Annotated in this window: 17 protein-coding genes and 1 tRNA gene; 5 read left to right on the top strand and 13 right to left on the bottom strand. The window is 68.4% G+C overall.

The features are described from left to right. Positions 1-84: 84 nt before the first annotated feature. Entirely contained in the window at positions 85-1284 is a 1200-nt protein-coding gene (gene sucC / locus GRI75_RS00535; protein ID WP_160744994.1) for an ADP-forming succinate--CoA ligase subunit beta, read from the bottom strand. Positions 1285-1381: 97 nt separating this feature from the next. Between sucC and GRI75_RS00530 the strand changes: the two genes are divergently transcribed. Next, the gene (locus GRI75_RS00530) at positions 1382-2170 is read left to right on the top strand and encodes a 3'(2'),5'-bisphosphate nucleotidase CysQ (protein ID WP_160744993.1); all 789 of its coding nucleotides are present in this window, start codon (positions 1382-1384) and stop codon (positions 2168-2170) included. An 80-nt stretch (positions 2171-2250) separates the two neighbouring features. On the opposite strand, the gene GRI75_RS00525 is transcribed toward GRI75_RS00530, so the two are convergent. Then, positions 2251-2934, bottom strand: a complete 684-nt coding sequence (locus GRI75_RS00525) for an OmpA family protein (RefSeq protein ID WP_160744992.1) — start codon at positions 2932-2934, stop codon at positions 2251-2253. A 142-nt stretch (positions 2935-3076) separates the two neighbouring features. On the opposite strand from GRI75_RS00525, the gene GRI75_RS00520 reads away from it, so the two are divergent. Continuing rightward, positions 3077-4372, top strand: coding sequence for a hemolysin family protein (locus GRI75_RS00520; RefSeq protein WP_160744991.1), 1296 nt, complete (start codon positions 3077-3079; stop codon positions 4370-4372). Positions 4373-4599: 227 nt separating this feature from the next. Here the strand turns inward: GRI75_RS00520 and GRI75_RS00515 are convergent, their stop codons facing one another. From GRI75_RS00515 to GRI75_RS14385, 9 genes are all read right to left on the bottom strand, one after another. Beyond that, positions 4600-5013: a DUF3035 domain-containing protein gene (locus GRI75_RS00515; protein WP_160744990.1), complete on the bottom strand. Its 414-nt coding sequence runs from the start codon at positions 5011-5013 to the stop codon at positions 4600-4602. Then, entirely contained in the window at positions 5013-5558 is a 546-nt protein-coding gene (gene lspA, locus GRI75_RS00510) for a signal peptidase II (RefSeq protein ID WP_160744989.1), read from the bottom strand. Before lspA ends, GRI75_RS00515 begins: the two co-directional genes overlap by 1 nt. Further along, positions 5555-8536, bottom strand: coding sequence for an isoleucine--tRNA ligase (ileS, locus tag GRI75_RS00505; protein ID WP_160744988.1), 2982 nt, complete (start codon positions 8534-8536; stop codon positions 5555-5557). Before ileS ends, lspA begins: the two co-directional genes overlap by 4 nt. A gap of 44 nt (positions 8537-8580) precedes the next feature. Beyond that, the gene (locus GRI75_RS00500; protein WP_202389512.1) at positions 8581-9510 is read right to left on the bottom strand and encodes a bifunctional riboflavin kinase/FAD synthetase; all 930 of its coding nucleotides are present in this window, start codon (positions 9508-9510) and stop codon (positions 8581-8583) included. Continuing rightward, positions 9507-10007 (bottom strand): dihydrofolate reductase, encoded by a 501-nt coding sequence (locus GRI75_RS00495; protein WP_160744986.1) that lies wholly within the window; start codon positions 10005-10007, stop codon positions 9507-9509. Before GRI75_RS00495 ends, GRI75_RS00500 begins: the two co-directional genes overlap by 4 nt. Beyond that, positions 10004-11059, bottom strand: coding sequence for a 5-(carboxyamino)imidazole ribonucleotide synthase (locus tag GRI75_RS00490; RefSeq protein ID WP_160744985.1), 1056 nt, complete (start codon positions 11057-11059; stop codon positions 10004-10006). Before GRI75_RS00490 ends, GRI75_RS00495 begins: the two co-directional genes overlap by 4 nt. 120 nt (positions 11060-11179) lie before the next feature. Beyond that, on the bottom strand, positions 11180-11665 hold the full coding sequence (purE, locus tag GRI75_RS00485; RefSeq protein ID WP_160744984.1) for a 5-(carboxyamino)imidazole ribonucleotide mutase: 486 nt from the start codon (positions 11663-11665) through the stop codon (positions 11180-11182). 1 nt (position 11666) lies between these two features. Next, a complete protein-coding gene (gpmA, locus tag GRI75_RS00480; RefSeq protein WP_160744983.1) occupies positions 11667-12353 on the bottom strand; it encodes a 2,3-diphosphoglycerate-dependent phosphoglycerate mutase in 687 nt (228 codons plus the stop codon). A 37-nt stretch (positions 12354-12390) separates the two neighbouring features. Next, the gene (locus GRI75_RS14385) at positions 12391-12534 is read right to left on the bottom strand and encodes a hypothetical protein (RefSeq protein WP_202389511.1); all 144 of its coding nucleotides are present in this window, start codon (positions 12532-12534) and stop codon (positions 12391-12393) included. Positions 12535-12611: 77 nt separating this feature from the next. Between GRI75_RS14385 and GRI75_RS00475 the strand changes: the two genes are divergently transcribed. After that, positions 12612-12686, top strand: a tRNA-Thr gene (locus GRI75_RS00475). Positions 12687-12735: 49 nt separating this feature from the next. On the opposite strand, the gene GRI75_RS00470 is transcribed toward GRI75_RS00475, so the two are convergent. Continuing rightward, on the bottom strand, positions 12736-13041 hold the full coding sequence (locus GRI75_RS00470) for a GNAT family N-acetyltransferase (RefSeq protein WP_160744982.1): 306 nt from the start codon (positions 13039-13041) through the stop codon (positions 12736-12738). A gap of 52 nt (positions 13042-13093) precedes the next feature. On the opposite strand from GRI75_RS00470, the gene GRI75_RS00465 reads away from it, so the two are divergent. After that, entirely contained in the window at positions 13094-14089 is a 996-nt protein-coding gene (locus GRI75_RS00465; RefSeq protein WP_160745484.1) for a threonine aldolase family protein, read from the top strand. 59 nt (positions 14090-14148) lie between these two features. After that, positions 14149-15000 carry a DMT family transporter gene (locus tag GRI75_RS00460; RefSeq protein ID WP_328597891.1) on the top strand — a complete coding sequence of 284 codons (852 nt, stop codon included), beginning with the start codon at positions 14149-14151 and terminating at the stop codon, positions 14998-15000. Here GRI75_RS00460 and GRI75_RS00455 read toward each other — a convergent pair. Next, positions 14981-15766, bottom strand: coding sequence for a Rossmann-fold NAD(P)-binding domain-containing protein (locus tag GRI75_RS00455; RefSeq protein ID WP_160744981.1), 786 nt, complete (start codon positions 15764-15766; stop codon positions 14981-14983). The two genes, GRI75_RS00460 and GRI75_RS00455, sit on opposite strands and share 20 nt — an antisense overlap. Between the last annotated feature and the right edge of the window lie 18 nt (positions 15767-15784).

The raw sequence follows: 15784 nt of genomic DNA, 5'->3' as shown, positions 1-15784 counted from the left end.
GGTGGAGGGGTGTCAACGCTAGCGTTACACCCCTCCGTCAGCCCTGCGGGCTGCCACCTCCCCTTGCAGGGGAGGATTTGTGGGTCAGGCCGCCTGCTTCACTTCGGCGACGATCTTCTGTGCTGCGTCGCCGAGGTCCTCGGCAGGGATGATCGGCAGGCCGGAGTTGGCGAGGATGTCCTTGCCTTCCTGCACCTTGGTGCCTTCCAGGCGGACGACCAGCGGCACGTCCAGATCGACTTCGCGGGCTGCCGCGACGATGCCCTCGGCGATCGTGTCGCAGCGCATGATGCCGCCGAAGATGTTGACCAGGATGCCCTTCACGGCGGGGTCGGAGAGGATGATCTTGAAGGCCGCGGTCACCTTCTCGCGGTTCGCGCCGCCGCCGACGTCGAGGAAGTTGGCTGGGAACGCGCCGTTGAGCTTGATGATGTCCATCGTCGCCATGGCTAGGCCCGCGCCGTTGACCATGCAGCCGATGTCGCCGTCGAGCTTGATGTAGGCGAGGTCGTGCTTGCTGGCCTCGACCTCCATCGGGTCTTCCTCGGTCTCGTCGCGCATCGCTTCGACATCGGGGTGGCGGAACAGTGCGTTGGTGTCGAAGCTCATCTTGGTGTCGAGCACCAGCAGCCCGCCATCCTTGGTTTCGACCAGCGGGTTGATCTCCAGCATCGCGCAGTCGAGCGCCACGAAGGCCTCGTAGAGCTGCCTGGCGAGCTTCTGCGCCGCCTTGGCGAGATCGCCCTTCAGCTTGAGCGCGAACGCCACAGAGCGTCCGTGATGCGGCATGAAGCCGGTCGCCGGGTCGATGGTGATCGTGGTAATCTTCTCGGGCGTCTCGTGCGCGACATCCTCGATGCTCATGCCGCCTTCGGTGGAGACGATCATGGCGATGCGCCCGGTCGCCCGGTCGACCAGCAGCGCGAGGTAGTATTCCTCGGCGATGTCGACGCCGTCGGTTACGTAAAGGCGGTTGACCTGCTTGCCCGCGTCGCCGGTCTGGATGGTGACCAGCGTGTTGCCGAGCATCTCCTTGGCGTGATCCTGCACCGCGGCGGCCGAGTCGGCCAGCCGCACGCCGCCCTTGGCGTCCGCGCCGAGTTCCTTGAACTTGCCCTTGCCGCGCCCGCCGGCGTGGATCTGCGCCTTCACCACGTAGAGCGGCCCGGGAAGCTTCCCGGCGGCGGCCACGGCCTGTTCCACGCTCGTGGCGGGATGACCGGCCGGCACGCTGATGCCGAATTTCGCGAGCAGTTCCTTGGCCTGGTATTCGTGGATGTTCATTGGGACGCCTTCGTCTCGTGGGCGGGAATGTCTCGGGCGCGCATAAGCACACAGAGCGCCCCTTGCAATGTGTTCCGGGCGCGTCCACCTCGCGCGCGTGATCGATCGTCCGCGCCTGGAAGAAATCTGCCGCGAGGCAGCCGACATCGCCATGAGCCAGTGGCCCGGCGCCGGGCACGCGCTGGAAAGCTGGGAGAAGAAGCCCGGCAGCCCGGTCTGCGTCGCCGACCTGGAGGTGGACGCGTTCCTCAAGCGCGAACTCGCCGCCTTGCTGCCCTCCGCCGGCTGGCTCTCCGAAGAGACCGTCGACCATCCCGAGCGGCTGGACAAGGGACTCTGCTGGCTGGTCGATCCGATCGACGGGACGCGCGACTATATTGCGGGGCGGAAGGGCTGGGCGGTTTCGGTCGGGCTGGTCAGCGCCGGACGGCCGCTGATCGGCACTCTCGTCGCGCCGGCAAGGGGGGAGACCTGGAGCGCGACCGCCGGCCAAGGGGCCTGGCGCAACGGGGAGCGGCTCCAGGCGAGCAGGCGCGAGCAGCTTGCCGGGGCGCGGGTCCCGGCGGACATGCTGCCGCCGGAGGACCAGGACCTGGCTATGGTTGAGAAGCCGAACTCCATCGCCTTGCGCATCGCCATGGTCGCCGCGGGCGAGGCGGACCTCGTTGCGACCCTGCGCTGGGGCTTCGAATGGGATGTCGCCGCCGCTGCGCTGATCGCGCGCGAGGCCGGCGCCGCGGTGACCGACGCGTTCGGCAAGCCGCTGGACTACAACAAGCGCGATCCCCGCGCCTTCGGCCTGCTGGTCAGCGCCCCCGCGATCCACAAGGCGGCCGTGGAGCGGCTGGCGGACCGCGCCGCCAGGTACGTGGAACAAGGCAGGTAACCCGCCGGCCGGCGCACAAAAAAAGGGGCCGGCCCTTTCGGACCGGCCCCCTTCCGCTCGCTGTGAACGGATCGTCGCGATCAGTTGCGCGCGGCGGCGGCTTCTTCCTGCGAGATCGGCATGACCTTGATCTCCACGCGGCGATTCAGCGGCTCGTTGACGTTGTCGCCGGTCTGCACCCTCAGCTGCGTCTCGCCGAAGCCCTGCCAGCGGATGCGGCTGGAGGTGACGCCGCGGCTGACCAGGTAGTTCGTGACCGCGCGGGCGCGCTCTTCCGACAGGCGCTGGTTGCTCGCCGTAGAGCCGACCGTGTCCGTGTGGCCGTAGACGTCGATCAGGCTGTTGGGATAGCGGACCATGCTGTCGGCGACCTGGTTCAGCGTCGCCTGGAACGTCGGGCTGATCACGGTGCTGCCGGTGGCGAACGTCACGTCCGGCAGGTTGACGAGGAACGCGTCCTCACCCGGGATCTCGCTGACGTCCACGCCGGTGCCGGAGGTCGATTCCTTCAGCTCCTTGATCTGCTGGTCCATCTGGTAGCCGACCACGCCGCCGGCCACGCCGCCGATGCCGGCGCCCACGATCCGGGCAGTCTTGCCGCCGATGATGCCACCCAGCAGGTAGCCTGCGGCCGCGCCGCCCAGCCCGCCGATCGCGGTGCGGGAAATCTTCCGCTCGCCGGTATTGGGGTCGGTGACGCAGGCGGAAAGGCCGAGAAGCGAAACCGCTGCAAGGCCCGAAACGAAGTAGCGGGACATTTTCATGTTATGATTCATCCTCAGCAGTGAACAGGACGTCCGGATATGGGCGCAAAAGCACCTTCTGCCGAGTTACAACGTCTCAATACCCTCGACGTTCCGATGGCCCTTCGCCTGCCCCCTCCAATCTGCTAGCGCGCGATCAGACATGTCCCCATTCCCCTGGTTCGACCTCGCCATCCTTGCCGGCCTGATCCTGATCAACGGGGTCTTCTCGATGTCGGAACTGGCGATCGTTTCCGCCCGCACCGCGCAGTTGAAAATGGCGGCCGAACGCGGCAGCGGCGGCGCCAGGACCGCGCTGGCGCTGGCCGCGGATCCCGGCAAGTTCCTCTCCACTGTGCAGATCGGCATCACGCTGGTGGGCATCATCGCCGGCGCCTACTCGGGCGCGACTCTCGGCGGGCCGGTGGGCGAGCGGCTGGCCGCGCTTGGGGTGCCGGCCGAATCCGCCGATACGGCGGGGTTCGCCCTGGTCATCGCCTTGACGACGTACTTCAGCCTGGTGATCGGCGAACTGGTGCCGAAGCAGGTCGCCCTGCGCAAGGCGATCCCGATCGCCCTGGTCATGGCCCGGCCGATGGCCATCCTGGCGAAAGCAGCGGCGCCGCTCGTCTGGGTGCTCGACGCCTCCTCCAACGCGATCATGAGCGCCATCGGCGTGCGCCATCGCGGGGAGCACCGGCTCACCGCCGAGGAACTGCAGATGATCTTCGCCGAGGCCACCCGCTCCGGCGTGATCGAGGAAGGCGAACGGGCGATCCTGTCCGGCATCATGCGGCTGGCCGACCGCCCCGTGCGCGAACTGATGACCCCGCGTACGGAGATCGACTGGATCGACCAGGGCGCCAGCGACGCGGAAATCCGCGCCACGATCGAAGGCTCGCCCCATTCGCTGCTGCCCGTGGCGGACGGATCGGTCGACCGCGTCGTCGGCGTGGTCAAAGTGCGCGAAGTGCTCGCGCTGCTGCTCGCTGGCCGGCCGGTGCGGCTTGCCCGGCTGATGCGCAAGGCGGAGGTCGTGCCCGACCAGCTCGATGCGATGGACGCGCTCCGCATCTTGCAGAGCTCCGGCACCGGCATGGTCATGGTGCACGACGAATACGGCCACCTGGACGGCATCGTCACCCCGGCCGACGTGCTCTCGGCGATCGCCGGGACGTTCGCCAGCCACCAGGATCCGGGCGACGAGCCGGAACTGGTCGAGCGCGACGATGGGTCGCTGCTGATCGCCGGCGCCATGTCGGCCGACGCTTTCGCCGAGCGGCTCGGACTCGACCTGCCCGAGGCGCGCGAGTTCGCCACCGCCGCGGGCTACGTGCTGTTCATGCTGAAGAAGCTGCCGGTCGAAGGCGAAAGCTTCACCGACCAGGGCTGGCGCTTCGAAGTCGTCGACATGGACGGCCGCAAGATCGACAAGCTGCTGGTCAGCCAGCACTCCTAGATTTTTCCTCGCCGCTGTTCCCTTCGCTACGCTGCGGGGCGGCTGCGGGCGCGCGTTCGCGCTTGCGGGCTGCTGGTCGCAGCCCGAGCTATGCCAAGCCTCTGCTGTAGAGCGATGATCCGGTCCCCCACCAGTGTACCGCGAGGCCGAACGGCCGCCCGCAGCCTGACGCAGTCAGGCGGAGGGAATAGCAGCGAGGACGAGCGCCCGGATGGGCGCTCGCAAGATCAGGAAGGAATGCTGGCCGCGGCTGCCGGGCCGTCGCCTTCGGGCGCGGCCAGGATCGTTTGGGTGGTGGAACCCTTGTCGACCGTGTTGGTCGCCGGATCGCCGACCGACGAACGGATCCCGGGCGCCGCCGCGCCGGCGCGGTCGAGCGCGCTCGTCTCGACCGCACTGCGCGGGGCGGGTCCGCCGAACAGGGCCTGCAGCGCCTGCTGGGCTGCGGTGCCCTCCGCCGGGCGCGGCGCGCCGGGAGCGGGGGGCACGATCTGGAATTCCGGCGGCACGACCAGTGGCGCCTGGCGCTGCACGGCGAACTCGTCCGGCCGCTCCCGATTGAGGATGCCGCCGCCGGTGCCGCACGAAGCGAGCATGGCGGCACCGGCGATCAGCAGGGTGCTAGAGGTAAGAATGCGCATCAATGGGTCTCCGCGGCTTTGTCCGCCTGGTGTTCCGGGGGCTGGCTCTGCGTATCGTCGGGTTTCTCGCGCATGAACAACGAGCGGGCAAGGATTATCAGCACCCCGATGGTGATTGCCGCGTCGGCGACGTTGAAGATCAGGAACGGACGGAACTCGCCGATGTGCAGGTCCGCGAAGTCGAGCACATAGCCGAAGCGCGCCCGGTCGAGGATATTGCCCGCCGCGCCGCCGAGCACCAGCGCCAGTGCCGCGATGTCGCCCAGCTTGCGCTCGCGCAGCATCCATACGGTCACCGCGAGCGCGATGCCGCAGGTCAGCGCCACCAGCGCCCAGCGCATCCCCGGCGAAGTGGCGCTGAACATGCCGAGCGACACGCCATAATTGTGCGTACGCGTGAAGTTGAAGAACGGCAGCAGTTCCATCGAATCGCCAAGCCGCATCGCCAGCGGCCCATCGACCAGCCACTTGGTGAACTGGTCCGCCGCCAGGATCAGCGCCGCGATGGCGAAGCCGATCGTGCGATTGCGCGCGCCCTGCGTCACGCCAGCGCGTCCATCTCGGCGACGACGGTGCTGCAGCGATCGCACAGCGCTCCATCCTCAGTCACTTCGGGCAGCAGGCGCCAGCAACGCCCGCACTTGTCGTCCCCCGACTTGCAGACCTCGATCTCCGGGCCGTCGCCGCGGGTCACCGCCCCGCTGATGAACAGCTCGGCGAGGTCCGCGTCGGAGAACCCTTCCGGCACGAGGCTGGCCGGCACGGTCACTTCGGCCTCGAGGCTGGAGCGCACGATCTTCTCACGCCGCAGCGGCTCGATCGCCTCGGTGACCTTCTCGCGCAGCGCGCGAAGCTGGTCCCAGAGGGCCACATCGGCTTGGGCGCCCGGCACCTCCGGCCACTCGAGTACGTGAACGCTGCCGCCATCGGGATAGCGGCTGGCCCAGACTTCCTCGGTGGTGAACACCAGGACCGGCGCGGCATAGCGCACCAGCGCATGAAACAGCGTGTCGAGCACCGTGCGGTAGGCGCGGCGGCCGGCATCGTCCGGCGCGTCGCAGTAGAGCGAATCCTTGCGGATATCGAAGAAGAACGCCGACAGGTCTTCGTTGCAGAACTCGGTCAGCGCGCGGACGTAGGTGTTGAAGTCGAAATCCGCGACCGCCGTGCGGAGGGTCGCATCGAACTGCCCCAGCAGAGCCAGGACATAGCGCTCCAGCTCCGGCATCTCGTCCACGCCGAGACGCTCCGCCTCGTCGAACCCGTCGAGCGCGCCGAGCAGGTAGCGGAAGGTGTTGCGCAGCTTACGATACTGGTCGGCGACTCCCTTGAGGATCTCGTCGCCGATCCGGTGATCTTCGGTGAAGTCGACAGTCAGCGCCCAGAGGCGGATGATGTCGGCCCCGTACTGCTCCATGACCTTGATGGGATCGACGGTGTTGCCGAGGCTCTTCGACATCTTCTTGCCGTCGCTGGCCATCGTAAAGCCGTGGGTCAGCACGGCGTCGTAAGGCGCGCGGCCGCGCGTGGCGCAGCTTTCCAGCAGCGAGGACTGGAACCAGCCGCGATGCTGGTCGGACCCTTCGAGATAGAGGTCGGCCGGCCACTTCAGGTCCGGCCAGCGCCCGCTTTCGAGCACGAAGGCGTGTGTCGAACCGGAATCGAACCACACGTCGAGGATGTCGACGACCCGCTCGTAAGCCTCGGCCTTGTACTTGTCGCCAAGCAGCGCCTGCGCGTTCTCGTCGCTCCAGGCGTCGACGCCTTCCTTGCGGACGGCTTCCACGATGCGGGTGTTGACCTCGGGATCGACCAGGTAATGGCCGCTCTCGCGGTCCACGAACAGCGTGATCGGCACGCCCCAGGCGCGCTGGCGCGAAAGCACCCAGTCCGGCCGCCCCTCGACCATCGAACCGATGCGGTTGCGGCCTTTCTCCGGCACGAAGCGCACGCGGTCGATCTCCGCCATGGCGATCTGCCGCAACGTATGGTTCTGGCCCTGCTCGGACCGGATCGCTTCCTCGGCATCGCAAAGGGGGATCTGCCGGTCGATCGGCCGATCCATCGGCACGAACCACTGCGGCGTGCAGCGGAAGATCACCTTGGCTTTGGAACGCCAGCTGTGTGGATAGCTGTGCCGATAATCGGTGGACGCGCTGAGGAGAGCGCCCGCCTCGCGCAGGTCCGAGCAGACCGGCCCGTCGGGCGCGTTGAACTTCGGGTTGATCACGCTCAGCGAGCGTGCGTCGGTGCGCGGCAGCCACGGCCAGTTGTCGCGGTAACGCCCGTCCGCCTCGACCACGAACTGCGGCAGCAGGCCGTTCGCGCGGCACAGCTCGAAGTCGTCCTCCCCGTGGTCCGGCGCCATGTGGACCAGGCCCGTGCCGCTGTCGGTGGTGACGAACGGGCCCGGGAGGAACGGGCGAGGGGCCGCGTAAAACTGAAGCGCGCGCTCCCACTCTTCGTCACCCGGGCACCCTTCGTCACTCCCACACCCTTCGTCACCCCGGCGAAGGCCGGGGTCCATCGCGCCGCCGGGACCGTCGCTCGAGGGGAGAGATGGATTCCGGCCTTCGCCGGAATGACGAAGATAGTTGTAGATCGGGTGGCGGGCGACGGTGCCGGCGAGTTCGCGCCCGTACCAGGTCGCAATCTCGCCTTCATCCTTCAACCAACGTTGGCTGACTTGGTCTCTCAGTTCGGCCGCGAGGAGATAGCTGCGGCCGTCCTCATGCTTGTAGAGGCCGTAGAGAACGTCCGGCCCATAAGCCAAAGCCTGGTTCACCGGGATCGTCCACGGCGTCGTCGTCCAGATTACCGCATGGGCCCCGACCAGCTCGGGGATCGGGCTTGCGACGATCTCGAACGCCACGTCGATCTGCGTCGAGACGATGTCCTCGTACTCGACTTCGGCTTCGGCCAGCGCGGTCTTTTCGACCGGGCTCCACATCACCGGCTTGGCGCCGCGATAAAGCTGGCCGCTGGTGGCGAACTTGAGCAGCTCGGCGACGATGGTCGCCTCGCTGTCGAACTGCATCGTCAGGTAGGGATTGTCCCAGTCCCCGTTGATGCCGAGGCGCTTCAGCTGCTCGCGCTGCACGTCGACCCATTGCTGGGCGTAGGCGCGGCATTCGGCGCGGAACTCCTTCGCCGGGACCTGGTCCTTGTCGAGCTTCTTCTTGCGGTACTGTTCCTCGACCTTCCACTCGATCGGCAGGCCGTGGCAGTCCCATCCGGGCACGTAAGGCGCGTCCTTGCCGAGCAGGGTCTGCGTGCGCACGACCATGTCCTTCAGCACGTGGTTCAGCGCGTGGCCGATGTGCATGTCGCCGTTGGCGTAAGGCGGGCCGTCATGCAGCACGAACGTCTCGCGCCCCTTCCGGGCAGCCCGCACTTGCTCGTAGATCCTCTCGGATTCCCAGCGCGCGAGAATGCCCGGCTCCTTCTGCGGAAGGCCGGCTTTCATCGGGAAATCGGTCTTCGGCAGGAAGACCGTCGGGCGATAGTCGCGCTGTTCGGGCATATCGTCAGCGCCGCTAGATCAATCTGGCCGTGTAGGAAAGTGTTTCAGCCTTCCAGCAGCCGCCGCGCCTCGTCGCAATCCTCGGCCATTTGCGCCTGCAGCGCGCGGAGCGACTCGAACTTCATCTCCGGGCGGAGGAAGTGGTGCAGAGCGACTTCCACGCTCTGCCCATAGAGATCGCCGGAGAAATCGAAGAAATAGGGCTCGAGCAGCTCCTTCGGCGGATCGAACATCGGGCGGATGCCGACGCTGGCGGCGCCCTTCAGCGCCTGCCCTGTCGCCACGATGCGCCCCGTGACGGCGTAGATGCCGAAGCGCGGCCGCAGGTAAGCGCCGAGCTCCATGTTGGCGGTGGGATAGCCGATCTCCCGCCCGCGCTTGTCGCCGTGGATGACCGGGCCGCGCATCGCGAACGGACGCGTCAGCAGGCGCGCCGCCTCCTCGCACTCGCCGGCCTTCAGCGAATCGCGGATGCGGCTGGAGGAGACCGGACGGCCGCCGTCCATCACCGGCCCCACCGCGCGCGCCGCGATCCCGGCCCGCGCGCCGGTCTCCCGCAGCACCTCGATATTGCCGCCGCGGCCCTTCCCGAAGGTGAAGTCCTGCCCGGTCACCACGCCCGCCGCGCCGATCCGCTCGCCGAGCAGGCGGGTGATGAAATCCTCAGCCGTGGTCTGCGCCAGCTCGTCGGCGAAGTGGAACACCAGCATCGCGTCCGCCCCGGCGGCGGCGAACAGCTCTTCGCGCTGCTCCAGCGTGGTCAGGCGGAACGGAGGAACGTGCGCGGCGAAATGGCGGACCGGGTGCGGATCGAACGTGGCGACGATCGCCGGGCGACCCTCGCTGCGCGCCCACTCGACCGCCTCGCGCACCACTGCCTGGTGGCCCAGGTGGAAGCCGTCGAAGTTGCCCAGCGCCAGGATCGCGCCGCGCAGCTCTTCGGGCACGGCCTCGCGGTGGTCGAGTCGCCTCAAGCGGCGGGCTCCCCGCGCCGCCGCAGCGTGACGAAGCTGTGCGCCGGCCATTTGCCGTCGGCCGGGCGGTGCTCGCGCGCGGTCTCGATCCAGTCGCTGCCCGGGTAGGTCATGATCACCTCGCCGCCGGTGTGCTCGTGGACTTCGGTCAGCTCGATGCGGGTGGCGAGCGGCAGGAACAGGTCGAAGATGTCGACCCCGCCGATCACCGAAATGTCGCCGTCGCCCGCCAGCGCGAGCGCCTCGTCGACCGAATGGGTGACTTCGGCGCCCTCGGCCGACCATTGGCGGTTGCGGGTCAGCACGATGTGCCGGCGCCCTGGGAGCAGGCCGGGCAGGCTGTCGAAAGTCTTGCGGCCCATGATCATCGGCGTGCCCTTGGTATGGGCGACGAACCGCTGCAGGTCCTCGCGGATGCGCCAGGGCACCTGGCCGTCCTTGGCGATCGTGCCGTCGTCGGCGCGGGCCACGACGAAGATGACTTCGCGACCGCTCATCGGCCCAGCCTCGTCACATGGCCCATCTTGCGTCCGTCCCGGGCCTCGGCCTTGCCGTAGAGGTGGAGGTGCGCGCCCGGTTCGGCGAGGATCTCTTCGGCCCGCTCGACATCGCTGCCGATCAGGTTCTCCATTTCGATTCGCGGGGCAATCGTCGCGGTGTCGCCCAGCGGCAGGCCGCAGATCGCGCGGATGTGGTTCTCGAACTGGCTCGTCTCCGCGCCCTCGATCGTCCAGTGTCCGGAGTTGTGCACCCGGGGCGCCATCTCGTTGAAAACGGGGCCGTCTTCGGTGGCGAAGAACTCGCAGGTCATGACGCCGACATAGTCGAGAGATCCGGCGATTTTGCCGGCAAGTTCGCGCGCTGCGGCGACATGTTCGGTCACCGTGTCGGGAGCGGGCAGGGTGGTCGTCGCCAGTATGCCGCCGCGATGCACGTTCTCGGGGCTGTCCCAGAAGCGAACCTCGCCATCGCGCCCCCGGACCAGCACGACAGAGAACTCGGCTTCGAAGCGGACCAGGCCTTCGTAGACCAGGTCGTCTGCCGGAAGCTCCAGCGCGTCGATCTCGTCCGGACCGGCGATGCGCCACTGGCCTTTGCCGTCGTAGCCTTCGCGGCGAGTCTTGAGGATGCCGGGCGTGCCGATTCGCTCGATAGCTGCGGCGAGATCCGCGGGCGAATCGACTTGCGCGAACGGGGCGGGGCGGCCGCCGTGCTGTTCGGCGAAGCACTTTTCCTTGAGCCGGTCCTGCGCCACTTCGAGCGCCCGGGCGGGCGGAGCGAGCTTGGCGGCCGGGATCGCCGCCAGCGGGCCGACCGGCACGTTTTCGAACTCGAGCGTGACCACGTCGCAGGCGGCGGCGAATGTGCCGAGTGCCTCACCGTCCGACCACGGCGCACGGGTGAAGCCCGCGCTCACTTCGGCCGCGACGCTTTCCTCTTCGGGGGCGTAGATGTGGCAGCGGTACCCGAGCTGCGCGGCGGCGATCGCCAGCATCCGCCCGAGCTGCCCGCCGCCGAGTATGCCGATCGTTGCGCCTGGTTTGATCAACGTCCTACTTCCCGTTCGCCCTGAGCTTGTCGGAGGGCGGTTTTCAGTTTCGGCGCTGCGCTAGAAGAAAAAGCGGTGCTTCGACAAGCTCAGCACGAACGGGTTTCTTTTCTGCGCGCGCTAACTATCCGTTGGCCTTTCCGCCACCGCTGCCGTCCGCTCCGCGCGCCAGGCCTGCAGGCGCTGCGACAACGGATCATCTGACAGCGCCAGGATCGATGCAGCGAGGATGCCGGCGTTGGTCGCCCCGGCCTCACCGATCGCGAGCGTCCCGGTCGGCACGCCGGCCGGCATCTGCACGATCGACAGCAGGCTATCGAGGCCCTTCAGCGCCTTCGACTTTACCGGCACGCCGAGCACCGGCAGGTGCGTCAGCGAAGCGAGCATGCCCGGCAGGTGCGCCGCGCCGCCGGCGCCGGCGATGATCACCTTGAAGCCCGCGTCCGCGGCGCCGCGGCCGAATTCGAACATCCGTTCCGGCGTGCGGTGGGCGGAGACGATCCGCGCCTCGAACTCCACGCCGAGCTCGCCGAGCACGTCGGCGGCACAGCGCATGGTCGGCCAGTCTGACTGGCTGCCCATGACGATTGCGACGGGTGCGGCCATCTCAGCGGTCCTTCAGGTAGTGACGCTCGCCCGGCGTCATGGCGTCGTCGAACTCGTAGACGATCGGCTCGCCGGTGGGGATCTCCAGGCCGGTGATCTCCTCGTCGGAGATGTTCGACAGGTGCTTGACCAGAGCGCGCAGCGAATTGCCGTGCGCCGAGATGATCACCGTCTCGCCGCTGGCAAGCACCGGCAGGATCTCGCTTTCCCAATAGGGCAGCACGCGCTCGATGGTCAGCTTGAGGCTTTCGGTGCGCGGGATGGCGATCCCGGCGTAGCGCGGGTCCTGGCCGAGGTCGAACTCGCTGGCGACCTCGAGCTCCGGCGGCGGCGTGTCGAAGCTGCGGCGCCAGACGTGCACTTGCTCCTCGCCGTGCCGCGCGGCCGTCTCGGCCTTGTTAAGCCCGGTCAGCCCGCCATAGTGACGCTCGTTCAGGCGCCAGTCCTTGGTCTCGGGGATCCACAGCCGGCCGCAGGCTTCGAGCGCCAGGTGCAGGGTCTTGATCGCGCGCAGCTGGAGGGACGTGAAGGCGCGGGTCGGCAGCAGGCCGTGCTTCGCCAGCAGCTCGCCGGCGGCAATCGCTTCGGCGACGCCCTTCTCGGTCAGGTCGACATCCCACCAGCCGGTGAAGCGGTTCTCCAGGTTCCACTGGCTCTGGCCGTGGCGGACGAGGATCAGGGTCGGCAAGAAGGCGCTCCTTAGCGGAATTCGGGAGCGCCACGCCCTAGCTTTTCGGCTCCTCTTTGGGAAGAGCGCCGTTCCCGGGCGATTCCAGCGCCCGCGCCTGGGCTTTGCGGCGGCGCAAGTTCTCCCGCAGCTTCGCGGCCAGCCGCTCCTCGCGGGTCATGGAGTCTTTCGCTTCGGGCATTGCGGAGTTTGCCTGCCGCAGGCTGCGGCGCTTGACAAGATTGCGCCGAAAGCTAAGGCGCCCCCGTCCCCTGATTGGCTGCTGTAGCTCAGTGGTAGAGCGCACCCTTGGTAAGGGTGAGGCCGGGAGTTCAATCCTCCCCAGCAGCACCATTCTCGGCCTGGTGCCCCAGCGGTACCGCTTCGGGCAAGGCCGACCCGATCAGCTCGGGACTTCGGCCCGCACGTCGGCCCAGTCGGGGTGCCGGCGGAAAGCGGCTTCGACATAGCTGCATTCGGGCTCGATCTTGAAACCCTGTTCGCGCGCGTCCGCGACGAGCGCCTCCACCAGGGCGGCGGCGATGCCTTTGCCGCGCGCCTCGTGCGGCACGTAAGTGTGGTTGGCATAGCGCGTGTCGCCGCGCGCGATCCAGGTCAGCTCCGCCGGCCGGGCGCTGCCTTCGACCGCGGCGCGATAGACCCCATGGGTGGTTGCATCCTCGCGGGTGATCGGAATCGCTTCGGGCATTGGGCAAGTCTCCTTCTTGCTTCGAATGAACGGCGCTGCCATCGCGTTCCGCATGCAGTTCCTGTCCGACAATGCGGCAAGCGTCCACCCGCGGGTCTGGGCGGCGATGCAAGAGGCCGATTCGCCCGATTCGCCTTACGATGGTGATTCGCTGTCGCGCCGGCTGGACGACGAGTTCTCCGGCCTGTTCGGGCGCGAAGTCGCAGTGCTGTGGGTCGCCACCGGCACGGCGGCGAACTGCCTGGCCCTGTCGGCTCTGGTTCCGCCGCACGGCGGCGTCATCTGTCACCGGGAAGCGCACATCGAGATGGACGAATGCGGCGCGCCCGGGTTCTACCTCCACGGCGCCAAGCTGCTGCTGGGTGACGGAGCGCACGCGAAGCTCGACCCCGCGGGCCTTGCCGCCGTTCTCGACGCGGTGCGGCCCGACGTCCACCAGGTCCAGCCGCACGCCGTCTCCATCACGCAGGCGAGCGAGTACGGCTGCTGCTACACGCCGGGCGAGCTGGCCAAGATCGACATGATCGCCGGGCCGCGCGGGCTGAAGCTGCACATGGACGGCGCCCGCTTCGCCAACGCGGTGGCCTATCTCAACCGGCCCGCCGCCGAAGTCGCCGGGCCGGTCGACGCGCTCAGCTTCGGCTTCGTCAAGAACGGGGCGATGAATGCGGAGGCGATCGTGTTCTTCGATCCGACGCTGGCCGACATGGTCCAGTTTCGCCGCAAGCGCGCCGGGCACCTGCAGAGCAAGGGCCGCTTCCTCGCCGCGCAGATCCTCGCCATGCTCGAACGCGACACCTGGCTGCACAACGCCGCCGCCGCGAACGCCGCGGCGCGGGCGATCGCCGAGGGCGCGGGCGAGCGCCTGCTTCATCCGGTGGAAGCCAATGAGGTGTTCCTGGCCTGCTCCGCCGCGGAGCGCGAGGCGCTGCGCGCGCAGGGCTTCGCGTTCTACGACTGGGGGCTGGACGCGGCGCGTTTCGTGGCCGCGTGGGACACCCGGGCGGACCATGCCGAAGCGCTGGGGAGGGCGATCGCAAGCCTGTGATCGGAACCGCGAAACCCCACGCGCTCCTGAGGCCGGGGATTGCCATCCCCTTCCTGCTGGTGGCGGTGATCTGGGGGTCCACCTGGCTGGTGATCAAGGACCAGCTCGCCGCCGCGCCGCCGAGCTGGTCGGTCACATATCGGTTCGGCATCGCCTGCGTCGGCATGTTCATCCTTGCCGCGGTGACTCACAAGCGCGGCTTCACCATGACCTTGGGCGGCCATGTCGTCGCCGTAGCCATCGGGCTGACCCAGTTCTTCCTCAACTTCAACTTCGTCTACCGGGCGGAGCTCTACCTGACCTCCGGCATCGTCGCCGTGCTGTTCGGGCTGCTGATGGTGCCGAATGCGATCTTTGGGCGGATCTTCCTGGGCGTGGCGATCACGCCCCGGTTCATTGCCGGCTCGCTGGTCGGCCTCGCCGGCATCGGGCTGCTCCTTCTGCATGAGGGCCGGGCCGCGCCGACATCGGCCCAGGTGGCCCTCGGGGTGACGCTGGCGGCGCTTGGCATCCTCTCCGCCTCCGCCTCCAACGTCCTCCAGGCGAGCAAGACCGCCCGCGGGCGCCCGCTGATGCTGCTGCTCGCCTGGGCCATGCTCTGGGGTACGCTGGCCGACGCGGTGTTCGCCTGGTTCGTCGCCGGCCCCCCGGTGTTCCCGGCGGACCTGCGCTACTGGGCGGGCGTGTCCTACCTCGCGATCGTCGGGTCGGTCGTCGCGTTCCCGCTCTACTTCGGGCTGATTCGCGAGCTCGGCCCCGGGCGCGCGGCCTACAACGGGGTCGTCGTGCCGGTGGTGGCGATGGCGCTCTCGACGGTGTTCGAGGACTATCGCTGGTCGGCGCTGGCCGCCGCGGGCGGCGTGCTGGCCTTGCTCGGCATGGTGCTGGCGCTCAGGGCCAAGAACGCCTGAACACGTCGCGCAGTCCGGCGCGATAGTCAGCGAAGCGCGGCTTCCAGTCGAGCACGCGCTTGGCCTTGCCGTTCGCGACCCGCCGGTTCTCCGCATAGAAGGCGCGCGCCTGCGGCGTGAGGCCCGCCTGCTCCAGCGGCAGCAGCGGGGGCGGAGCCGTGCCGAGCAGGCGGCAGGCCTCCTCGATCACCGCGTTTTGGCTGGCTGGGAGATCGTCGGCCAAGTTGTAGGCGCCCGGCGGCGCTTCGAGCCCGGCGATCACCCCGCGCGCCAGGTCCTCGACATGGACTCGGCTGAACACCTGGCCGGGGAGGTCGATCCGGTGGGCCTTGCCTTCAGCGATCCGCTCGAACGCGCTGCGGCCGGGTCCGTAGATGCCGGGCAGCCGGAACACCCGCGCGCCTCGGGCCAGCCACGCGGCGTCGCACTCGGCGCGGGCGCTCCGCCGGCCCGTGCCGACGGGCGCGCTTTCGTCGACCCACGCGCCGCCGGTGTCGCCATAGACCCCGCTCGAGGAGAGATAGCCAAGCCATCCGTGCCGCAGCGAATCGCCGTACCGCTCCAGCACCGGATCGGCTCCGCCGGCGGGCGGCACCGATGAAAGGACATGGCTCGCCCGGCCGAGCGCCGCGCGAATCGCCCCGTCGTCCTCGAACGGGAAGGCGCCTTCGCTGCCGCTGGCTTCGACCGTCCACCCGGCGCTCTCCAACGCGCGCTTGATCCACTTCGCAGAATAGCCGAGGCCGAATATGAACAGATGCGCCATGCGCGCGTTCTAGCCGCA

It is taken from the genome of Croceibacterium soli (assembly GCF_009828065.1).
GTDB classification, from domain to species: domain Bacteria; phylum Pseudomonadota; class Alphaproteobacteria; order Sphingomonadales; family Sphingomonadaceae; genus Croceibacterium_B; species Croceibacterium_B soli.
The sequence above is the reverse complement of the archived record's forward strand: the minus strand, read 5'-3'. Positions and strand labels throughout refer to the sequence as shown.